Source organism: Anabaena sp. PCC 7108, from assembly GCF_000332135.1.
Classification (GTDB): Bacteria; Cyanobacteriota; Cyanobacteriia; order Cyanobacteriales; family Nostocaceae; genus Anabaena.
This window is the reverse complement of record NZ_KB235896.1, coordinates 3625643-3647127: the sequence shown is the minus strand read 5'-3', so window position 1 is coordinate 3647127 and position 21485 is coordinate 3625643. Positions and strand designations below refer to the sequence as shown.

Annotated in this window: 12 protein-coding genes and 2 pseudogenes; 5 read left to right on the top strand and 9 right to left on the bottom strand. The window is 37.7% G+C overall.

All coding sequences use genetic code 11. From position 1 onward, the window contains the following. Positions 1-12: 12 nt before the first annotated feature. Complete coding sequence (locus ANA7108_RS0117180) at positions 13-2793, bottom strand: type I polyketide synthase (protein ID WP_016952041.1); 2781 nt, start codon at positions 2791-2793, stop codon at positions 13-15. A gap of 364 nt (positions 2794-3157) precedes the next feature. Further along, positions 3158-10105, bottom strand: coding sequence for a type I polyketide synthase (locus ANA7108_RS0117175; protein ID WP_016952040.1), 6948 nt, complete (start codon positions 10103-10105; stop codon positions 3158-3160). Between the two features lie 1147 nt (positions 10106-11252). Between ANA7108_RS0117175 and ANA7108_RS0117170 the strand changes: the two genes are divergently transcribed. The 4 genes from ANA7108_RS0117170 to ANA7108_RS0117155 all read left to right on the top strand — a co-directional run bounded on the left by ANA7108_RS0117170 (position 11253) and on the right by ANA7108_RS0117155 (position 15326). Further along, on the top strand, positions 11253-11576 hold the full coding sequence (locus tag ANA7108_RS0117170) for a hypothetical protein (protein ID WP_016952039.1): 324 nt from the start codon (positions 11253-11255) through the stop codon (positions 11574-11576). A 484-nt stretch (positions 11577-12060) separates the two neighbouring features. Further along, a complete protein-coding gene (locus ANA7108_RS0117165) occupies positions 12061-13260 on the top strand; it encodes an ABC exporter membrane fusion protein (RefSeq protein ID WP_026104253.1) in 1200 nt (399 codons plus the stop codon). A gap of 181 nt (positions 13261-13441) precedes the next feature. Next, positions 13442-14614, top strand: a complete 1173-nt coding sequence (gene devC / locus ANA7108_RS0117160; protein ID WP_016952037.1) for an ABC transporter permease DevC — start codon at positions 13442-13444, stop codon at positions 14612-14614. 22 nt (positions 14615-14636) lie between these two features. Further along, positions 14637-15326 (top strand): DevA family ABC transporter ATP-binding protein, encoded by a 690-nt coding sequence (locus ANA7108_RS0117155; RefSeq protein WP_016952036.1) that lies wholly within the window; start codon positions 14637-14639, stop codon positions 15324-15326. Positions 15327-15975: 649 nt separating this feature from the next. Here ANA7108_RS0117155 and ANA7108_RS0117145 read toward each other — a convergent pair. The 5 genes and pseudogenes from ANA7108_RS0117145 to ANA7108_RS30550 all read right to left on the bottom strand — a co-directional run bounded on the left by ANA7108_RS0117145 (position 15976) and on the right by ANA7108_RS30550 (position 18469). Further along, a complete protein-coding gene (locus tag ANA7108_RS0117145; protein ID WP_016952034.1) occupies positions 15976-16746 on the bottom strand; it encodes a glucosamine-6-phosphate deaminase in 771 nt (256 codons plus the stop codon). Between the two features lie 52 nt (positions 16747-16798). Next, positions 16799-17101 (bottom strand): hypothetical protein, encoded by a 303-nt coding sequence (locus ANA7108_RS0117140; protein ID WP_016952033.1) that lies wholly within the window; start codon positions 17099-17101, stop codon positions 16799-16801. A gap of 153 nt (positions 17102-17254) precedes the next feature. After that, complete coding sequence (locus ANA7108_RS0117135; RefSeq protein WP_016952032.1) at positions 17255-17692, bottom strand: NADAR family protein; 438 nt, start codon at positions 17690-17692, stop codon at positions 17255-17257. A 150-nt stretch (positions 17693-17842) separates the two neighbouring features. Continuing rightward, a pseudogene (locus tag ANA7108_RS30995) lies at positions 17843-17992 on the bottom strand (DUF6464 family protein); the annotation flags it as partial. 339 nt (positions 17993-18331) lie between these two features. After that, complete coding sequence (locus ANA7108_RS30550) at positions 18332-18469, bottom strand: DUF6364 family protein (RefSeq protein WP_016952031.1); 138 nt, start codon at positions 18467-18469, stop codon at positions 18332-18334. Positions 18470-18511: 42 nt separating this feature from the next. On the opposite strand from ANA7108_RS30550, the gene ANA7108_RS0117125 reads away from it, so the two are divergent. Continuing rightward, positions 18512-19660, top strand: coding sequence for an RNA-guided endonuclease TnpB family protein (locus ANA7108_RS0117125; protein WP_026104252.1), 1149 nt, complete (start codon positions 18512-18514; stop codon positions 19658-19660). A 42-nt stretch (positions 19661-19702) separates the two neighbouring features. On the opposite strand, the gene ANA7108_RS0117120 is transcribed toward ANA7108_RS0117125, so the two are convergent. Together ANA7108_RS0117120 and ANA7108_RS29720 are read right to left on the bottom strand one after the other, a co-directional pair. Next, entirely contained in the window at positions 19703-21058 is a 1356-nt protein-coding gene (locus ANA7108_RS0117120) for a trans-splicing intein-formed DNA polymerase III subunit alpha C-terminal partner DnaE-C (protein WP_016952029.1), read from the bottom strand. Between the two features lie 212 nt (positions 21059-21270). Then, a pseudogene (locus ANA7108_RS29720) lies at positions 21271-21477 on the bottom strand (SUMF1/EgtB/PvdO family nonheme iron enzyme); the annotation flags it as partial. Positions 21478-21485: the final 8 nt, after the last annotated feature.

The window sequence follows — 21485 nt, the reverse complement described above, 5'->3', positions numbered from 1 at the left end:
TTATGAATACCTTTAAACTATCCGTTTATAAAAGTCTATTTGTTGCTGAATCAAGAGATGTATTTGCTCTAGTGATTCCTGGCGAGACTTTAATAAAAAACTGTGCGTTTTTGTCATAACTGCATTGTTATGACTCAATTTTTGTCGGTGGTATTTGCGTAAATTTGGAAGTTGTGAGGGGGTTGATTTCCAAATTTTATGGGGATGAGAAGTTAAAGATTGATTTTGAGGCTGTGGGTTATTTTCTACTTTGAAATTTGGCTGATTGTCTGCTGAAGAAGGAACATACAAAGGTGATATATCTAATGCAACTCGATGACTGAGGAGTTTACCTAAGGCTCTAATAATTGAGGTATGGTCATCTACGCCTCTTTTATTTATAGATACGGCGACGTGTTCTTTTTCCTTGAGTGTTTCACTAATCCATCTGGAGCAATTACCACCAACACCTACTTCAATAAATATTCTGTAGTTGTCTTGGTAGACCCGGTTAATTAAGCGAGGAAAATCAAGTTCTTGACAAAGAGATTTAGCTATGTTGTTGCCAATTGTTTGGCTATCGATGGTAATTGGTTCATATTCGGCGGCGGAATAAAAAGTCAAATCGGGGATGTTTTGAATGGGTAAAGTATTAATTTTTTGCAGTTCTTTGTATTCAGAGCGCATGGGGTCGCAATGAATTACATGATCGATAGAAGTGGGAAAAGCATCACAATTTAGTTGTTGAATTACTCTTTGACAAGCTTGTGTTTCTCCAGCAATTACAACTTCTTCTGGTGTGTTAATTAAAGGTATATAGACCCGTTTCTCATGTTTAATAGCTTCCCTGACCTGGGATACTGGACAGATGAGAATATAGTTACTCCAGAATCCTAGATTTTGATTATCTAATGGTAATCCCCAACATTGACGAACGGCATTTTTAGGACCGGATAGCTGGGTTTTAAAAAGGGGTGATGAGTTTAAGTAATCACTAGTTTGTTTAAAGCTAGTCCAGACACCTTGGGCTAACATCATACTAGTTTCGCCAAGGCTGTAACCAAAGGCGCATTGGTGTTGGATTTGGAAATAATTTTTGAGAATTGCGGTTATGAGTCCAGCAAAGCCAACTTCTGATTCCAGCATTGCTACTGGGTCATCAATTAATTGCTGTTCTAAGGCTTCTAGTTGTCTATTTGATAATTTATTGACGCTGCGGGGATAAAGAAGTTTTTCAATGTTAGCAACGCGGTTGTAAACACTTTTAACTATTTTGTCCTCATAAAGTTGAGGAAACATATGAAATAAATTACGGCATAGTCCAATATAAGAAGTGAAAGAACCAGAGTAAACAAAGGCGACTTTACCAATTTTTCCTTGTGGTTTGGGTGTAAAATAACTTCCGATAGGGGTTTGCCAGTCTTTGCCAGTATCAAAAGCAACTGTAACACCTTGAATTGCTCGCTGAATTTCTCGTGTTAATTCATCTTGATTCCGTCCCAAAATTGCTAAAGCGTAGGTTGCTGTTTGACGCTTCTGAAATTCTCTAAAGTTCTGGCTGGCGGTGTGAGATAGGGAGAGAGAATCTTGGATAGTTTGTTGGAGTCTATTTAGCTGCTCTAATAGAGAAGAGCGATTATCAGCAGCCAAAGCAAAAAGATAATAAGGTATTTGTGCTAAATATTGGCTGTGACGTTCTATCTGAGTGGGTTCTTCTGATAAAATTACGTGTACATAACTGCCATCTAATTCCAAACTATTAACAGCAGCTATTCTTTTATCTGCACCTGGTTCTACAAACCAAGGTTTAGATTGTGTGGCTACATAAAAGGGACTGTCATTCCACACTTCCGGCTGTTTGGGGCTAGACCACTGGGGAACAGCGGGAATGTAACGGTGATATAAACAAAGTGCTGTTTTAATGAGGCTGATAATTCCTGAAGCGGCGTGAGTATGACCAATATTAGCTTTGACACTACCAACTGCACAACTTAATTTTGCATTTGTAGTTCCATAAGCTTGAACTAAACCTTGAATTTCCGCATTATCTTGTTGAGGAATACCACTAGCACAAAGTTCCAAATAGCTAATATCTTGAGGTTGAATATCTGCAAGATTAAAAGCCATTTCACAAGCTTGGGTGACTGCTTCTGAGTTGTGTAGGGAATTCTGCACCACACTCAAACCATCAATTACTGCATATATGCGGTGATGTTTTTGTTTGGCTATGTTGTGAAGTTGCAAGACCACAGCGCCGGCACCTTCTCCTACTAGAATACCATCAGCTTTTTGATCATAACTAAGGGTATTGACACCTGCGACGTGATTTTTCTCCCTAGCAAAATCCATTGCGGCAACTAAAACAGCATCTACTTGCTGATTAATTAATAACTTTTGTGCCAAATGTAAGGCAGAAAAAACTGAATTTTCTTCACCGAAAGCAGGACTAGTGGCATCCCAAAGACGGGAAATATAACTAGCTAATTTATTGGGTTTATCACCTTGAGGTGTACTCACCATGATCACTGCTATTTTTGTTTCTGGTTGCAGTTTGGCATCTTGGAGAGTACGAGCAGCCACTTTCAGCATTAACAATTGTGGAAGTGGGAGTTGATTAATTTCCTCTGGGGTAATTGGCAATTTGTAAAAATCAATTAAAGGTAATGCTTCATTGGCATAATTGGCAGAAACAAAATGCTGTTTACCTTCATAAATGCAGCGTTCAAAGGCATCTAATTCCTGACAACCAGCAGTATGACAATTCATCCCCACTATTGCCATTTTCTGAGATTGATTTTGGTAAAATTCTTTCATTATTATTCTCCATTATGTTGCAATCTGGTTCAGTTAAGTAGAGCAGGGTGAATAATTCAAGGTTTGTAGTCAGGACTTTAGTCCTTACAGCACTTCTCAGTTTCATGAGGTACAAGAACCCCACCCCCAAGCAAGCAATGAGAGGGCTATGATGTACCTTATAACAAAGGAATCCGCTGTATTTGAGGTCTGATATCATGTCCGCCTAATCACTTATCAACAGGACTTACGCAACTGGCACATTGGTAGGGTGCGTCAGATATCAACAATCTGTTTATTTACAGGATTTATGCAGTAGTAAAGCACCCTACAACAGATTTTTGCTGAAAATCGCTGTAATATAAAAATCTGCGGTTAAAAATCCTCAAATTGGTTGACTCAAAATAGTTCCCTTAGCACCAATCATGCGATTATAAACTTGCCCTTGACGATTGTGAGTAATAACATCAGCCATTGCAGTTAATGCAGTCTGAGATTTAATTTCACAAGTAACATAAAACGTTTCATCAAATGGGACAGGTGCGAACTGTTCAAAACTTTGTATCTCTGCCGGTAAACAACCTAATTGATGAAATTGCTGTGTCCAAATCCAGAGGAAATGTATCTGTACATCGGCAATATAGGGATTAAATGTCTGGACTGGAAACTGTCCCTGTTGCTGTGATGTTGGTTGTGGTAAATAACATTCTAGAGTGAGTTTAGCGGGACTGGCATTTAATACAGATTTAACGCCTTGAAAGGTAGTTCCGTGAAATAAGCTACTTGCCCCATGTTGATAAAGTAATTGATTCTTAGAAAGGAATTGGTCATCCTGCTGTAAGTTCAGGAATTCATAGTTAGGGGGAGTAGAAGCTGACCGTTTCAGGATAATATTACTACTGAAATGATAACGGATTTTTCCATCTGGACTCTTACTACTAATTTTAGCAGTAAATTCTATTTCTTTGTTTTCAATCTTAGCAATTTCTTGCAATTCTAAAGTGTATTGCTTGGCTAAAGTTTCATCAAATATAATTCCTTTCAAAACTTTGAATTTGGGAAAACAAAGAGCTTGATAACCAGGATAAAGTTGTTCACAACTATTAGCCATCCATGATAGTCCACAAGTAGCAGGAAGAACGGGGCGACCGACGATTACATGATCATGTAAAAATGGATTAGCTGCTAATGTTAATTGGCGGTGAATGCGATATTTTTTTAATTCGCTTTTTAAGGTAGTGGGGACAGAAACTAAAGGACTACCAATTACCACTTGCACGGTTTCGTGATTCTGATTTTTCAGTTCATTAACTAACATCTGTGCGCCGAGTTTTATGGGAATAGTTTCAATTCCGCGTTCTGCGAAAGCTTTCTTTAATTCTGGTGATACCATGCCACTATCCCAAGGACCCCAGTTAATAGCAACTACATGACAATCGGGGTGATTAAGTTTGATAAGATGGGCAGATTTGTTGAGGATTTCGTTAGCAATTGCATAATCCGATTGTCCAACATTACCATAAAAGCCAACCACAGAAGAAAACAAAACTAAATATTGCAGTTGGCTAGGTGGTACACAGTGCAGCAGATTTTCTAAACCCTTGACTTTGGCGGCATAAACGGTTTCAAAATCCTGAATAGATTTTTTCTCAATTCGCTTATCTGCCAAATTACCCGCACCGTGAATAATTCCAGTTATTGCCCCTAAACGTTCAATTACAGGCGCAAGTTTTTCTTGTAACAAAACTCTTTCAGTCACATCTACACTCAAATATTCAGCTTTTCCTCCGGCTTTTTCAATAGCTTTGAGAGTATTTTGAATTTCTCGTTGGGCAGAAATCGCTTGATATTTTTTCTGCACCATTATTGGGCTTGGTTTTTCTCCTTTCGCCTGAAAATCCTCCATAATCCGCTGTTTTAGTTCAGCTTCATTTTCGCAACCTTCAGCCCATACAGGTTCTGATTCTGTACTCGAACGCCCCAAAAGGATAAATTTACATTGCGATTCTTGGGCTAGTTTAATTACACATTGGGCGGTAATTCCTTTTGCGCCACCACTGACTAAAAATACTTGATTTTTGGTAATAAATAATGGATCATTGCTAATGGGTAATTGGATGGGAGTATCCGCAACTAAAGTGAATCTTCCTTTGTCGCTATATCCGACTTCTGTAATTAACAGATTAGGATCTTTAAGTTCAGCGAGAATCTGTTTTAATGATGTCTCTTCATCTAAATCAGGACTTAAATCACAGGAACGACAAAATACATTTTCCCATTCTTGATTTAAACTTTTAGTAAGTCCAAATAGTCCCGCCGTAATGGCGCTGAATTTGGTTGTGTGTCCGAGTCCAAATTGTCCATCTAGATGTGCTATGGTAAAGAAATAACTGCGGTCTTGATTTGCGGCTTGATTGAGTGGTTCTTTGAGATGTTTGGCGATTAAAAAGACATGGCGGAGAATATTTTTTTCTGTTTCCAGATGGTTGATATTGTGAAAGGGGTGCAGGTGAATAAATGCAGCTACAGCGCCATATTGATGAGAGATATTTTCCAACTGATATTGTAAACTTTCTTCATTCCAATCAGTCAGTACTACTCGATTAATATTTTCAGCTAACTTTGATTCAAGAGAGGGAAAACTTAAAACTACAGTTTTCCAACCCTGTGCTGTTAAAGCTGCTGCTAATTTCTCTGTGGTGGTGGAACCATCATCAGTGATCAAGATGATATGGTTGTCAGGAATGGTAAAATCTAAAATGTCTGGTTGGGGAAGTTGCTTTAATTTGGCTGGACTGCGGAAAATTTTAGGATTAGGATTAATATCAAGTTCCGCTAATTGCTGATCAAAAACAACTTTTTGTGTCGCCTTATTATCCTGTTCAACCGCAGATGATATTCCCTTGATCTGATGTTGTACATATTCGACAATTTGACCCAGAGTTCGCAATTGACCTAATTCTTCTGGGTTTGGTTTGGGTAAATCGGGGTAAATTTCTAGCAAACTACCGAGAATTTCTACCCGTTTAATGGAATCAATTCCCAAATCTGCTTCAATATCCATTGACAGGTCTAACATCTCTGCTGGATAACCTGTCTTATCACTGACAATGTTGAGGAGAACATTACTCAAGTCTGCGGGTATATTTGTTGCTAATTCTTTTGCTACAAAATCTATGGGAGGTGTGGAGATATTTTCTGAGTTAGATTTGGGGATTTGGTGAGGAATTTCAATTAAAGTCTGTGGTGGAGAAATAGTTGTTTCTGAAACTTCTACTTGATTATTAGGTAAGTCTCGCACTTGAGTTTGTATATACTCGACAATTTGTGCCAGAGTACGTAATTGACCTAATTCTTCTGGGTTTGGTTTGGGTAAATCGGGATATAATTCTAGCAAACCACCGAGAATTTCTACCCGTTTGATGGAATCAATTCCCAAGTCTGCTTCAATATCCATTGACAGGTCTAACATTTCTACTGGATAACCTGTTTTATCACTAACGATGTTGAGTAGAGTGGGTTGGAGATGATTAAGATCAATACTGTTGAGTGTTGTGGGTGCTACGGTGATAGTGGCAATGTCTTTTGCTTCTATATGATGATCATGGTGGGATTTTTCTTCTAATATCAAGTCCGGTTGATTAGTGATAATTCCCGTAGTTGTGGAGAAGTTGCTAAACTCTTCTTTTTCATACTCCTTGCTGTCTTGATGATCAGCATTTAATGGATTATGATATAACTCTTCCTGTGCTGAGGATGGTGATATTGTGGTGATGTTGTGTGTAATATCTCTGGATTCTGGTTGAGGTTGAGAAGTATCATCTGGAAGTAAAACCTGATAATGTTCCTGAATCAGTTGGAAGTATTTGTGAATGTATTCTTGCTGATAGTTTAAATATTGCTGATGGATGTGGAGGGTGTCAGTTTGATGATCGTGAAACCGCATTATGCTACGCTCAGAACTAGCGATCGCATTTTGTTGTGTCTGATCTTCAGTTACTTGACAATTTTTTAATAAGGAATGCTGCTGTTGCATTAACTGGACAAAGTTTTTTGTGTACTCTGTCTGATTTGTCAAAGATTGTTCATGAACGTGCATAATATCACGTTGCTGGCGCTCGAATTCTGACAGAGAGTACTCTAAACTGTCAATCACTCGTTCGTAGTTCTGCGGTTGAATTTCCACTTGATCCAATTTCTGGTTATTTACAGATTTACCGTTATTGTTAACTGCTTCTAAATGATGTCCGTTATTTACAGATTTACCGTTATTGTTAACTGCTTCTAAATCCTTGACTGTGGCTGTTTGGACATTAACTATATGCCCATTTTGCAGTGATTTTGCAAAAGCTTGTTGAGTTTTGTCATCCAAATTAGTGCTATTCAAACGCACATTCAAAACCTTCTTTTGATCAACTTTGGGAATTTTGGTAGAAATTTGGTAAGGGTCTAAATTTTGCAACGGTAATCCAGCCACCCGCAACTGTATTACTGCTTCTCGTAAAGTGCGATCATCGTCGCTGCTATTCTTAGTAGGATTCCCATTTAAAGCCACAGCTAGATGTGGTTTTCCACTCAAAATATCTTTCACCAACTTGGTAAGAATATTTTTGGGGCCAAACTCCACAAAACAATACCCACCAGACTTATAAAGATTCTCAATTTCCTGCTGAAACAATACCTGATTTAGCAAATGTTCCTTGAGAATTTTTTGAATTGCTGAGGCTTCATTGGGATAACATCCGCCTGTGACATTGGTATAAACTGGAATTTGTGGAGCGTTGAAAGTCACCTTTTCAATTGCTTTAGCAAAAGGTTTCTGTGCATGGGCTACCAAAGGTGTGTGAAAAGCTGCGGAAACTCCCAGTAAAACAGTAGAAAAACCCTTCTGCTTGAGAAAATCCTGCACTTGGGCAATTTCGGTCTTTTTCCCAGCCAATACTACCTGACGCTGAGAATTGCAATTAGCGATCGCAATTTGGGGGAAATTCTGAATCAATTCTGTCACCTGAATGACATCCCCTTGTACCGCTAACATCCCTCCCGCATCAAATTGAGAATCTGCTGGTGTAGCCATCGCTTGTCCCCTAGCTTTCACTAAGAACAAGTAATCCTCCTCACTCAACACACCCCCAGCCCACAAAGCCGTCAATTCTCCGAAACTATGACCGGCAACAAAATCTGGCTTAAACCCAGCTTGTTGCAATATCTTGTACAACCCAGCACTAAAAGCACCAATTGCAGGCTGTGCATATTCCGTCATTTGCAATGCTGCTAATTGACTGGCTTTTTGTGTTGTATCAAACACTGGCGGTGGAAAAACTACTTCGGATAGGGGGCGTAACCCATCTTCACACAACAAGTTATCCATGTGAGCATAGATTTGACGCAAGTAAGGAAAGTTAACTGCAACTTCCCGCCCCATTTCTAAATATTGGGAACCTTGCCCAGAAAACAAAGCCACCACTTTACCTGAAGTTTCTATCCCTCTTTGGCGGTAGTAAATTCTTTTCGGATGTTCCCAAGATTCGGCTTCTGGCTTATTTTTCAGCGAGTCAATAATGATTTGCAAAAATTCTCCAGCTTGCGTCAAAGAATCAGCGACAAACCCCACTCTGGCATGATTGACAGGAATTTTTACAGATTCACATTCTGTAATTAATTGTTGATAATGCCGTTCTTTATCTTCTGATTGCAACTTTTGTTGGATATCTAAACAGCGAGATAATAACTCTGGAGTTGTGGGTGCAAATAACAGTATTGATTTGGCAGTATTGTGTAAACGATAGGAGTGATTATGTTCAGGTTCGTATTCTTCCAAAACGACGTGATAATTAGTTCCCCCAAAGCCAAAAGCACTCACCCCCGCCCGTCTGGGTTGGTTAGTAATCCAAGGTCTGGTTTCTGTATTTAAATAAAATGGAGAAGTCTCAATATTCAGTTTTGGATGTGGTTTAGTAATGTTAATTGTGGGTGGTAATACTTTGTGATGTAATGCTAAAGCAGTTTTAATCAGACTTGCTGCACCTGCGGCGGCTTTGGTATGTCCAATTTGAGATTTGACAGTTCCCAAAGCAATATATTGTTTTTTAGGATTGTTTTCCCCAAAAACTTCTTTGATAGAACTGAATTCTGTAGGATCTCCCACCATCGTTCCCGTACCATGTGCTTCCATTAAACCCACACTCGACGGTGAAAATCCCGCATCTTCATAAGCACGGTGTAAGGCTTTAACTTGTCCTTCCGAACGGGGTGCATAGATACTTTTATACCTGCCATCGCTAGAAGTGCCAATGCCTTTAATAACTGCATAGATGCGATCATTATCTCGTTGGGCATCTTCTAAACGCTTGAGTACCAACATCCCTACCCCTTCTCCCAACATCATCCCATCAGAATCGACATCGAAGGGTTTGACGTTTTCACTAGGAGAAACGGCGGGTGTTTTACTAAAACACATATAGGCCAAAATGGAGTTATCGGTATCAACGCCACCTGTAATCATCATATCGGCGCGATGTTCAACTAACTCGCTAATTGCCATTTTTAACGCACCTAAGGAACTGGCGCAAGCTGCATCAACTACACAGTTCAACCCTCCTAAGTCGAGGCGATTGGCGATACGTCCAGAAATGACGTTAGCTAACATACCGGGGAAGGCATTTTCTTCCCATTGCACATATGCACTTTGGATTTTGGCAATGATTTTTTGGGTGTCTTCGTTTGATAAACCGCTGCTTTTGAGGACTTTTTCCCAGACTGGATATTGTAACCTGCTGCTGAGAGGGATTGCTAATTGTCTACCAATGGCTACTCCTAAGACTACCCCAGTGCGATCGTAAATATCGCGGTTCAACTGTGGAGATTCCCCGTAACCAGCATCTTCTATCGCTGCTTTAGCAACTACCAATCCTAGTAACTGGGAAATATCTGTCACCTCTAAGATATTGGGAGGTAAGCCAAATTCCAGAGGATTAAAATCAATATCGGGAATAAATCCACCCCGTTTACAGTAAGTTTTATCCGGTGTCTTCGGGTTGGGATCATAATAATCGTCTATACTCCAACGAGAAGGAGGAACATCAGTAATACAATCAACTTTTTGAATAATTTTGTCCCAATATTCCTGTAAATTTTTTGATTGGGGAAATATAGAAGCCATGCCAATAATTGCCACATTAGTTTGCTGCAATTTTGCATTAATTTGACTGAGATTATTTTTGTTTGTATGCATATTTTTTTTTACCTTAATCAGCTTAAGCAGGGCTTTTTCACAATTGCTAATTTCAGATTGCAATTGTGCGAATGCAGCTTCAAATTGGCAAGCAGCCATGACTATATCTTCACTATTTTGCTCATGCAATGTATAGGGGCTGAAATAGTTGTTCTCTCTGGTAATTAGAACTATTAAAAGTCAGAATCTAGAGACAACAATCTTCTCTCACTAACTAATAAATTATTGATTGTTAGCTAAAATTTGGTATGATGCATCGCTTTGCGGCTAAAGCTTAAACAGCTTTATGCAGAAAAATCAATTTTCTTCCCTGTATCATTCCTGAAATTGCCGCTTAGGTTTATATTAGGCTAGTGACAAAGCTTTTACAACTCATATGCAACTTAGATGCAACTAAATAAAGTCGTGCAAACTATAAAGTTACTAGAGTCATCTTTGAGAGATATTTCCTAATCCAATTACTGATCAAGTATGAGCTAATATCAACGAATTTTTAATAATGTTGCATTAATTAAAAATATTCTTTATTTAAGATTATTGAAATCTTCATAATTATCAATACCTGACTTGATGTTAATTATTTTTTACTGGCTATACATATTGTTTTATTTATTACAATATTACAAACATTGTATTAACCGTAAGCCACAGAGTCAGAATTTTTAAGTTAAGATTTTGTAAATTCTTGCCATCAAAGAGAAAACTGTGCATCTATCTTAAGTTAATATCTAATTTACATTTTCCATATTTATCAACTACTTGATTGTTAGAAAAAAGAATCTTTTTTCTGAGCAATAATTGAAAATTAATGTAAAGTTAATAACTAGTTACTATATCTAAAGTATGAAAAAATTAGTCTTTTCAATAAAAAATCTCATGATTTTCAGGACATGAGTAACAAAGATAAATCTAGTTAAATAGCAAATAATTATTTAACACAACTGACCACAACATTTATCTAGACATATCACTGAATATTTCTGAATAAAATTGTTGCATATGGGTTGAAATTGAGTATTAATCAGTTTATTGTTTGTGATTAAATAATGTAAATCCATGCTGTTGGTTGAAGGTAGTGGTTAGATAGAAAGTTAGGTAGAGTCAATATATAAATTCACCTGATCAATTCATTACTCTATCCACTCTTAACCGTGCAGTACTCTAGCACAACTTTATGTAGTTTAACCGTATTGCGTTGAGCTTTGTGACAAATTGGACTTACAAGAAACTATAAGGGCTTGCTGGCATGAGACTATCTGAACTAGATCCACTCATACCGCTAAATGAGTTGAGAGAAGAACTTATCAAATTACCAAAAGGCTACTCATTTTATGAAGACGAATTGGTAGATTTTCTATCACGGCGAAGATGGACTGAAAGCAACCGCCGGATTGATAGAACAACTTTCTGGCGGTGGCGCAACGACAATGGTATTGAGCATCAAAAAGTATTCAGCCGATTGGATATCCTCAAACTCTGCCAAATTTGTGACCATTATCGTGTCGATGGAACTCGCAACGAATACTTAGCAATTGTCAAAAAGAAAAAAGAAGTGATGCTTAATAAATAACTCTAGTGACAGTCGATAAAGATCATACCAAGTTTGGATTTTAGATTTCACATTAACTGTCTTTACTAAAAGACTGTTATAAAAATCTCAAACAATATCAACTATCCTAATTTGGTATAATCGATGGATAATTTTAGGATTTATATCAAGTTCGGTTAACTACTTAAAATTCAAAACTACCACCCATCAACGCTAATTATAAGTGTTCATCCGAACTTGATATTATCCATCTTTCTAGTACATCATGGCGTAAATAGATAGACAATAAGAAGTTTATAAAAAGCTGGTTCGGCTGGCTTTTTTAATTTTTAATTCCGCCTTGCGATACTATCTTTATCTTTGCCAAATATTTAGAATTGAACCAAAGTTATCAGGGAATGCTATCGAGTGTACTTCTTTGTCTCAAGCGAAGAGACAGGAATTTATGTCAACTCCTAAGAGGGAGTAAGACGACGTGCTAATTGCTAATTTAAAAGGCAAAATTATGGTACACAAAGACAAGCAGTCATTGACAAAACCTGTAGGTTGGTTATCGATAACTTTGGCAATTGCTACATCTGTGGCGACTGTTGCAGTATCTATCTACAGCTTTTCACGATTTCATTTCACATCTAAATTAAATTCTCCAACTCCTCCTAGTATTTCTCCTCCTAAAGTGACTGCTGTTGCTGCATTAGGACGTTTAGAACCTCAAGGAGAGATTATTCGTTTGTCTGCTCCCAATTCCGAAGGAGGAGGTGTGAGAGTTGCCAAACTTCTAATAAATAAAGGCGACAAAGTCAGGAAAGGACAAGCAGTAGCAATTCTGGATAGTTATGCTCGTAATCTGGCAGCCTTAGAAAAAGCCAAACGACAAGTACAAGTTGCCGAAGCTAGTCTTAAGCAAGTAGAAGCAGGAGCAAAGCAAGGAGATATTTATGCTCAAAAGGCAACAATTGCTCGTTTAGAAGCTGAGTTACGTGGAGAAATTTTTACCCAAAAAGCAACAATTGCTCGTCTAGAAGCTGAGTTGCAAAATGCAGAAACAGAGAATCAGCGATATCAAAAATTATATCAAGAGGGTGCTATTTCTGCTTCTAATGCAGATACTAAACGCTTGCGAAGGGATACGGTACAACAGCAACTAAATGAAGCTAATGCTTCCCTCAACCGGACTGTAGAAACTCTTCAAAAACAGTTAACGGAAGGTGAGGCTAAACTTAGGAGTATTGCTGAAGTTCGTCCTACTGATGTCAAAGCAGCCCAAGCTAATGTTGAAAGTGCAAAAGCATCAGTTAAACAAGCTCAAGCAGAGTTAGATTTAAGTTCTATCCGCTCACCTATAGATGGTCAAATTCTGAAAATTAATGCTTGGCCAGGAGAAATAATTGGTAGTAATGGCATAGCTCAATTAGGTCGTACTGACCAGATGTATGTAGTAGCAGAAGTTTATGAAACTGATATTAAACGAGTGCGTTTAGGTCAGTCGGCTGTAATTATTAGTGACGCTTTTACAGGTAAGTTAGGGGGAACAGTTACAGATATTGGTTTGCAAGTTGGTAAACAAAATATCTTCAATAATAATCCTGGAGCCGATACGGATAACAAAATAGTTGATGTCAAAATTCGCATTGATAAACCAACAGATAACCAACGAGTTGCAGCATTAACTAATTTACAGGTGCAGGTAATAATTAAGATATAAACTCTGTTGGCAATTAATATTAATACCCATGTTAAAACTGTGCGGTTAAACAGGTTCAAATTTTAAATTGGAAAAGGTTAAAGTTGTTTTCTATTTACTTAGACTCTCAGTTAAGCTACTTACCAATTCATAAATAATCGGTATTAGACAAATATAGTCTAGACTCTCAGAGGTTTTTAACATGATTCTCAATATTCCTCTTGCTTGGCTACAATTAGCCAAACAAAAAGTACGCTTTTTTGTGGCTTTAGCCGGGATTGCTTTTGTTGCTGTTTTAATGTTTATGCAAATCGGCTTTCAAGATGCTCTCTATGCTAGTGCTACACAGTTACATAAAAATCTGCAAGGAGATTTATTTATCATTAGCGCTCAGTATAAATCTTTAACTTCCAATCAAAGCTTTTCTCGCAGTCGGTTATACCAAGCATTAGCTTTTCCTGGTGTCGAATCAGTCAATCCTTTATATGTGCAGTTTGCCAAGCTTAAAAATCCGCTTAATGGTCGCAAGTATCCTATATATGTGCTGGGTTTTGATCCAGCGAAATCAATCTTTAACTTACCAGAAGTTCAGGAAAATTTTAAATTACTGCAAATACCTGATCAGGTGTTTTTTGACCGTGCTGCTCGTCCAGAGTTTGGTCCAATTGCTCAATATTTTCAGCAAAAGCAACCTATGAGTTTGGAAATATTTAGTTATCAAGGTTTAGTAGGTTATAAAGTTAAAGTCAGTGGCTTATTTAGTCTTGGTCCTTCTTTTGGGGTTGATGGAAATTTGATGGTTAGTTCGTCTACTTTCATGCGAATCTTTGAAGGACGTTCAGCAGAAAAGATAGATATAGGCACAATTAGCCTCAAACCTGATGCAGATCCACAAACAGTTTTAGCAAGTTTATCAGCTAAGTTACCTAAAGATGTCATAATTATCACGCGCAAAGATTTTATTGATTTTGAAAAAAAATATTGGACTCTCAGAACACCTATTGGTTTTGTGTTTAACTTGATGGTAGTTATGGGTTTTGTTGTTGGTGTTATTGTTGTTTATCAAATACTTTATAGTAATGTCGCAATGCACATTGTGGAATTCGCCACTCTCAAAGCAATGGGTTTTAAAAATAAATATCTTTTGATTGTAGTTTTTCAACAAGCTTTAATTTTAGCAGCTTTGGGTTATATTCCCGGCTTTGCTATATCTATTGGACTTTATGATCTTGCGAAGAATGTAACTAAATTACCAATTAATATGGATATAAACAAAGCATTCTCCGTCTTGATATCTGCAACTATCATGTGTTTGGTTTCGGGATTTTTATCTACAAATAAGCTCCGCAAAGTAGATCCAGCAGAAATTTTTTAACATAATTAAAACCTCATTAAAAATGTTGCCATCAAAATTTATTTTAGAGGTCTCAAACCTCAATCAATATTTTGGTAAAATCACATTGCGTAACCAGATTTTATTTGACATTAATTTGACAATGAATTCTGGGGAAATTGTGATTATGACTGGACCATCTGGTTCAGGAAAAACAACTCTATTAAGTCTAATTGGTGCTTTGCGTTCTGTTCAAGAGGGAAGTCTCAAATTTATTGGACAGGAATTATTTGGAGCCAGCAATAAAAAGTTAGTGGAGGTGCGTCGCCAAATTGGCTATATTTTTCAAGCTCACAATTTACTGGATTTCTTGACAGCTAGACAAAATGTACAAATGTCGCTGGAACTACAACAAAATATTTCTGAATGGGAAGCTCGTAAACAATCAGAAGCTATGCTTCATGCTGTGAATTTGGAAAATAGGGTTAATTACTACCCATCTGATCTTTCAGGAGGACAAAAACAACGAGTAGCTATTGCTCGTGCTTTAGTTAGTCATCCCAAATTAGTTTTAGCTGATGAACCTACTGCGGCTTTAGATAGTAAATCAGGTAGAGATGTTGTTCAACTTATGCAAGCACTAGCTAAGGAGCAGAGTTGTGCTATTTTAATTGTCACTCATGATTACCGAATTCTAGATATTGCTGACCGCATTATTCATATGGAAGATGGTCGGATAATTAAACAAGTTTGATTGTTGATCAAGTTATTTCTCAAGGGTAAAATTATTAAAATTATATAGCCATCCTATCTGATTTGCGTATCTCTAATGGTGATCGTAGACATGACTGGATTTATTTAATCAACTACTCTAGATGCAGAGAAAAAAGAGCTATAGGAATAATATTTGATTTATGAAAAGATACGTAGGGTGCGTCAGACTCCATAAATTCTATTAATAAACAGATTTGTAATATCTGACGCACCCTACAATACCTAATTTTTCTCAAAAATCAAATATGACTTCTATATGACATCTTACTTAGGATCGCTATTTATCTACTTTAAGTATGATGTGATGATTTTCTTGGTTAGGGACAATATAAGCATTGTCCAAATATTTGCGTATTCATAGTTTTAGAATGTGAATTCCGGTACTTATATAGGTTATATTCATTATGGTTCAAGATTTGATTGTTTGCCTACAGGAAGCAACTTCATACTTTATCTTTAAAAGGTCTTGGATTCCTAAACATCCTGATGAATGTTTTGTAAATCCCCCTTGCGGATGTTCTAATCCTGGACAAGAAATTAAATGTGAAGAATGTTCTCATCTGGAAGCTTGCTTATCTGCTTGGAAGCTTCAACACCAAGGAAGTAAATTACAAATTATAAATTACAAATTATAATAAGTTAGCAGAATGTACATCTAAAAATAAAGTAGCTTGAGGTTGTTTACGCAAAATAGAAGCTGGACAGTTTGTGCTAATCGACCCATGCAATATCTCTTTTACTATTTTGGCTTTGCGTGTGTCTGGTGCTAGGCAGATAATCTTTTTAGCTGTACAAATCATGGGGATTGTCACAGTAAATGCATATTGGGGAACGGTTTCTAAATTAGGGAACTGTCCTGCATTCACTTGTTGGAGACGGTTCACTTGATCAAGTTTTACGAGTTTAACTTTAGCGGGATCTTGAAAATTAGTTACTGCTGGGTCGTTAAAAGCTAAGTGTCCATTTTCACCAACACCAAGACAGCATAAGTCAATTGGTTGAGCTTGCAGAAGTTTTGTGTAGCGATCGCATTCTGCTATCGGTTCTAATGTATCACCCTCTATATAATAAAACTCTTTAGGAAACACCCGTTGCTCGACACGCTCTCGCAAATAACGCCGGAAACTAGCAGCATGGTCAGCTGTAATTCCCAAATATTCATCTAAATGGAATAAGGTAGTTCTTGACCAATCTATTCCACCTAGAGCGATTAAAGCATCGAGAAATTTAACTTGGGAGTTTCCCGTCGCTAATAACACAGCAACGGTATCCTGTTGTTGGAGTAGTTGCAGTAAATACTGATGTGCGATTTCGGCAACATCTTGCGCCATTTCCGCTTCAGAATTGTAAATCTGCACTAGGAGATCATCGATCCGAAAAGATTGTTTAGCGCCTGGCATTTGCTTGACTTATATAAAAGCTAACCTTGTTTTTTGTCACCTCCTGATCTTGTTATTTATTAATGGGAGTTTTGCTTTGCCATACTTGTTCAAATTCGGTTTTGGAAATTTCAAATTCTTCAATATTTCCATCATCTATCTTTTTATCGCATAACATCCCATGATTATCGGAAAAATGGCTACTATCATAAAATAATACATTGCCATTTTCATAAACTTCTATTTGTCTGCGAGCATACAAATCGCCACCAATTTCCATAAAGTAGGTACTAGTACCCCAAGCGTCATAGTCACCACCAAGAGTTACATCCCAGAACCATTTGTAATATTTCTTGACTTTTTGTAATGTAGACATAGTATTTATACTCCTAATACGGTAATTACTACTTTAAATTTTATGATTTACCCAACAATCCATTAAATACATACTTAACAGATTAACTACGCCAAAGATTGATGGGAATAAGAGTATTATACTTGAAAATTAGCAATGTTTCTATAGTAGGTATTAGCTATTGCGGAGTGTATCTCTTATTTCCATTAAAATTATGCCCAGCATATTTTTACCACTACCATCAGATCCACATCCCCAATAATAGTCTATGGGCGAATTTTCAACTAATTCTTGATTGCCTGTAGAAAGGAGAATTTCTCGAATATCTGAGTGGCTGGAAAATTTACATAGCAATGCTTTCCGCATGATATTGTTTTTCACTTGTTCCCAATCTGAACGCAGGGGACGATTTCTTTGTCTACCCATTCTTGCTGCATCTTTTGGTGTTTTAACGAGGCGAATTTGTTCGCTATGGGGTGTACCAATAAATTTTTGTGCTTGAAAGTAATGTTCGCTGGTAGTCCAATATAAATCATCTAGAGTAAAGCCGTGTGGTGAGAAGTTAGAAAAACAACCATATTCCTCACGACTGCTGTAAAAATAGATTGTCATAGAATTCGTACATTACCTGTCAATTTGGAATTGAGAATATATAAATTAGCAGCGAGAAAAAGTATCGGCTAATTTAGTCGTAATTATTCAAAATTTTGATGTTGTCATCAGCTTTTTTAATTTTCAATTTTTAATTTTTAATTTTTAATTCTACCCTGCGGTACTAGCTAATTCTTTGGGTTCATAGTAGCGGCAGTCTTGACAGGGACCGCTAGGATTGACAGCACAACGGATGTAACCAGAGCGAGCATTAAATTGGCAACTAATATCGCCTACTAAATAGCCTACACCTTCTAGATAAGTACTAGGACAGAATTAATTACACAATGTCATTGCGAATGGAACGCAGTGGAATGACGCAATCGCAAGGGCTGGGATTGCTTCGCTTCGCTCGCAATGACTGTAAATATTTTTGTCCAATTACTTAACACCTTCATATTTACCTCTATTTTGCTCTGATTGATATTTTTCTCAATTTAACTAGCATAACTGTTACATCATCGGAGATGACGATTTTTATGACAAATTGTGAATTACTAATTAACCCCAGTCGTTAATACCTCTTTCCCTCTTTCCCCGCGTCCTCTTCTTCTTCTAACTAGCAGCTTACCGAAAAACTGGGTCTAAAGCTCCGTCTTTCTAGGACGGCTTTTCTTCCTGTAGCCTGTCAATCCAGTCTTCAATCAACTGAGTCATCGTCTTATGCTTTTGTTTGGCAACTCTTCTTAATTTTTCAAGCCTCTGGGGGTCAACCCGTATACTCAGTCTTTCTTTCATGTTGCTATCCAATGGCTACCCATTTATGGTATCATAGGTAATATGAAAACACTGAAGTTTAAGCTCTATCAACACAAGCGGAATAGACACCTCAAGCGAATGATTAACGCTTCTGGGGTGATTTATAACCATTGCATTGCTCTTCATCGTCGGTACTACCGAATGTGGGGTAAGCATTTGAGTTGTGCAAAACTTCAGTCTCATATCGCCAAGCAGAGGAAGCGTAACCCGTTTTGGCAATCCGTAGGCTCTCAAGCAGTACAAGATATTTGTCAACGGATTGAGAAAGCCTACCAATTGTTTTTTAAACACAACAAAAAAGGAGTTAGACCACCGGGATTTAAGAAAGTTAAAAAGTATAAATCATTCACCCTTAAGCAAGCAGGCTATAAGTTTTTAGGTGGCAACAGAGTAAAAATTGGTAATAGAGTATATCAACTTTGGAAGTCTAGAGAGATTGAGGGAACAGTCAAAACTTTAACCATTAAACGCACATCGTTGGGTGAATTGTTTATGGTTGTAGTGGTTGATGACTGTATTAAATCAGAGGTTGAAGTTAAGACGGGTAAAATCGCTGGTTTTGACTTTGGTTTAAAGACATTCCTCACTTGTTTCTCCTCCGGAGACGCTACGCGAACAGATGGCACAAAAATTGAGTCTCCCCAATTCTTCAAGCAATCATTAAATGCTGTTAAAAAAGCCAGCAAGTGTCATTCCAAAAAACTAAAAGGTTCAGCCAACCGAGAACGGGCAAGAAAAGATATAGTACGCAAATACGAAGATATTTCTCACCGCAGACGCGATTGGTTTTGGAAGTTAGCCCATGAATTAACCGATAGGTTTGATGTGCTGTGTTTTGAAACCCTAAACCTTAAGGGAATGCAGCGTCTTTGGGGTAGAAAAATATCAGACTTGGCTTTTGGTGAGTTTTTGCAAATTCTAGAATGGATTGCCAAAAAGAAAAACAAACTGGTTGTATTCATAGACCAATGGTATCCATCCAGCAAAACTTGTTCTTGTTGTGGACACGTTTTAGAAAGTTTAGATTTATCAGTTAGAGAATGGCGTTGCCAGGAGTGTCAATCAGTTAATGGCAGGGACGAGAACGCCGCTAAAAACATTCAAATGGTTGGGGCATCGACCATTGGGTTAGGTGATGTAAGTCGGGCTATGCCTGCAATTGCTGTTTGAGCCTAGAATCCCCACGCCTGAAGGCGTGGGGAGTATGTCAAGTTAATTATCTGTCAGTTGCTTGACGTGAGCATTAAATCTAGCATTTTGTAGGACTTGTTTAGTCGTGACGGAATCTTGTACCCAAAATTGCTTTCCGAATCGCACCAATTGACGATTATTTCCTGATTGAATAATGCCAATTACTGGAACTTTGGCTTTATCTTTATCTCCTGATTGTTCCTTTAAAATTGATCGCAGTCGATGTTGGATTTCAATAGTACCTGCTTCTTGTGGATTTAATTCAACCATTACCATCTGGACTGTTTCCACTGGTTCTGCATCTTCTACTATAAATTGAGTTTGTTCATCGCGTCGGTCTACTTTACCCCAAATAATTAGTCTGTCATCAACTTTAAGTAGTGAACCAACCCGGTCATAATTTTTGGGGAAGACTATTGCTTCTGATGATGCGGTTAAATCTTCTATTTGTAAAATTGCCATTGGATCGCCTTTTTTTGTCACCACTTTTTTGACATTATTGAGGATGACAACGGCACAAAGAATTATATTCTCTTTTTGTTCCCCAAGCTGTGAAAGGTTAATTGGTGCAAGTAGTGATGAGGATTGTTTAATGTCTTTGAGTGGGTGAGCAGATACATAAAATCCTAATAATTCTTTTTCTAATCGCAGTTTTTCTTGTTGGGGAAAATCATGAGTTGGTTCAGCTTTGGGAGCAGATTCAAAAGCATTATTAGTTTTTTGTTGATGATTATTAGTTGCAAATCCACCCCCCATTAAATCAAATAGATTTCCCTGTCCACTGGCTCTATCTTTAGCGCGGGATTGCGCCCAATCATAGACTAATTCTAAGTCTCTAATTAATTGTTGGCGGTTAGATTCAATTTTGTCAAAGGCTCCACAGTGAATCAGTGATTCCAATGTCCGACGGTTAACAGCACGCAAATCAATGCGATCGCAAAAATCGCCCAGGGATTTAAATTCTCCTCCCTCTGCTCTCGCTTCTAAAATACCTGCGATTGCATTTTGTCCCACGTTACGCACTGCGGAAAATCCAAATAAAATCTTCCCTTCTGCGGGTGTAAAATCCAAGCCAGAGCGATTAATATCTGGTGGATCTATTTGAATACCCATACTCATGCAGTTGTTTAGATATTTCTGCACTTTGTCGGTGTCACCACTGTTAGCTGTTAACAGCGCCGCCATATATTCTAATGGGTAATTGGCTTTTAAGTATGAAGTTTGATAAGTTACGTAAGCGTAGGCAGTAGAGTGAGATTTATTGAAACAATTAGAGGCGATTAAACCATTTTTGATGGCAAAATTATGGTCACGCTCAACTCCAATGTCATAGACATTTTCTTTACCAACGTAATTTCGTGTAATTATCTTAACCATATTACTTAGCTTTTAAAAATTTCTAAATTTGTTGGCGTTGCATAAATGCGGGATGAATTGGCTGTTGAAACCATTGAAAGTTCATTCAAAATTGGATGAAATCATCCGATGATTCAGCAACGCCTATAATTTTAATGAATCGGACAACCGTTCAACTTTACAGCCTACTAAGCTATCCGACTCGGTTTTATTTTCGGATATTGTTACCAATATCACTGGAGTAGGTCTGGACTCTTCTTGGATACGCCCGATAAATTCCCATTTATCAGTTCTGACATTAGAAGAGTGCTGGGGGGAGAAACCGCAAGACGAAAACCCAGGTTGTTGTTCCTATTGTCGCGCCTATTCCTGTTGCGATTCGCCGAGCGACAGTTCCTGGGATTGTTGTTCCACGAACCACCACGCAGCATCCGAAATTGCCTACCCC

Excerpts from the sequence above, each read along its gene's own strand:
- ANA7108_RS30550 (WP_016952031.1), bottom strand. The coding sequence starts at position 18,469 with ATGAAAGAAAGACTGAGTATACGGGTTGACCCCCAGAGGCTTGAAAAA.
- ANA7108_RS0117165 (WP_026104253.1), top strand. The coding sequence starts at position 12,061 with ATGGTACACAAAGACAAGCAGTCATTGACAAAACCTGTAGGTTGGTTA.
- ANA7108_RS0117140 (WP_016952033.1), bottom strand. The coding sequence starts at position 17,101 with ATGTCTACATTACAAAAAGTCAAGAAATATTACAAATGGTTCTGGGAT.
- ANA7108_RS0117135 (WP_016952032.1), bottom strand. The coding sequence starts at position 17,692 with ATGACAATCTATTTTTACAGCAGTCGTGAGGAATATGGTTGTTTTTCT.
- ANA7108_RS0117145 (WP_016952034.1), bottom strand. The coding sequence starts at position 16,746 with ATGCCAGGCGCTAAACAATCTTTTCGGATCGATGATCTCCTAGTGCAG.
- ANA7108_RS0117120 (WP_016952029.1), bottom strand. The coding sequence starts at position 21,058 with ATGGTTAAGATAATTACACGAAATTACGTTGGTAAAGAAAATGTCTAT.
- ANA7108_RS0117125 (WP_026104252.1), top strand. The coding sequence starts at position 18,512 with ATGAAAACACTGAAGTTTAAGCTCTATCAACACAAGCGGAATAGACAC.
- ANA7108_RS0117180 (WP_016952041.1), bottom strand. The coding sequence starts at position 2,793 with ATGAAAGAATTTTACCAAAATCAATCTCAGAAAATGGCAATAGTGGGG.
- ANA7108_RS0117175 (WP_016952040.1), bottom strand. The coding sequence starts at position 10,105 with ATGGCTGCTTGCCAATTTGAAGCTGCATTCGCACAATTGCAATCTGAA.
- ANA7108_RS0117155 (WP_016952036.1), top strand. The coding sequence starts at position 14,637 with ATGTTGCCATCAAAATTTATTTTAGAGGTCTCAAACCTCAATCAATAT.
- devC (WP_016952037.1), top strand. The coding sequence starts at position 13,442 with ATGATTCTCAATATTCCTCTTGCTTGGCTACAATTAGCCAAACAAAAA.
- ANA7108_RS0117170 (WP_016952039.1), top strand. The coding sequence starts at position 11,253 with ATGAGACTATCTGAACTAGATCCACTCATACCGCTAAATGAGTTGAGA.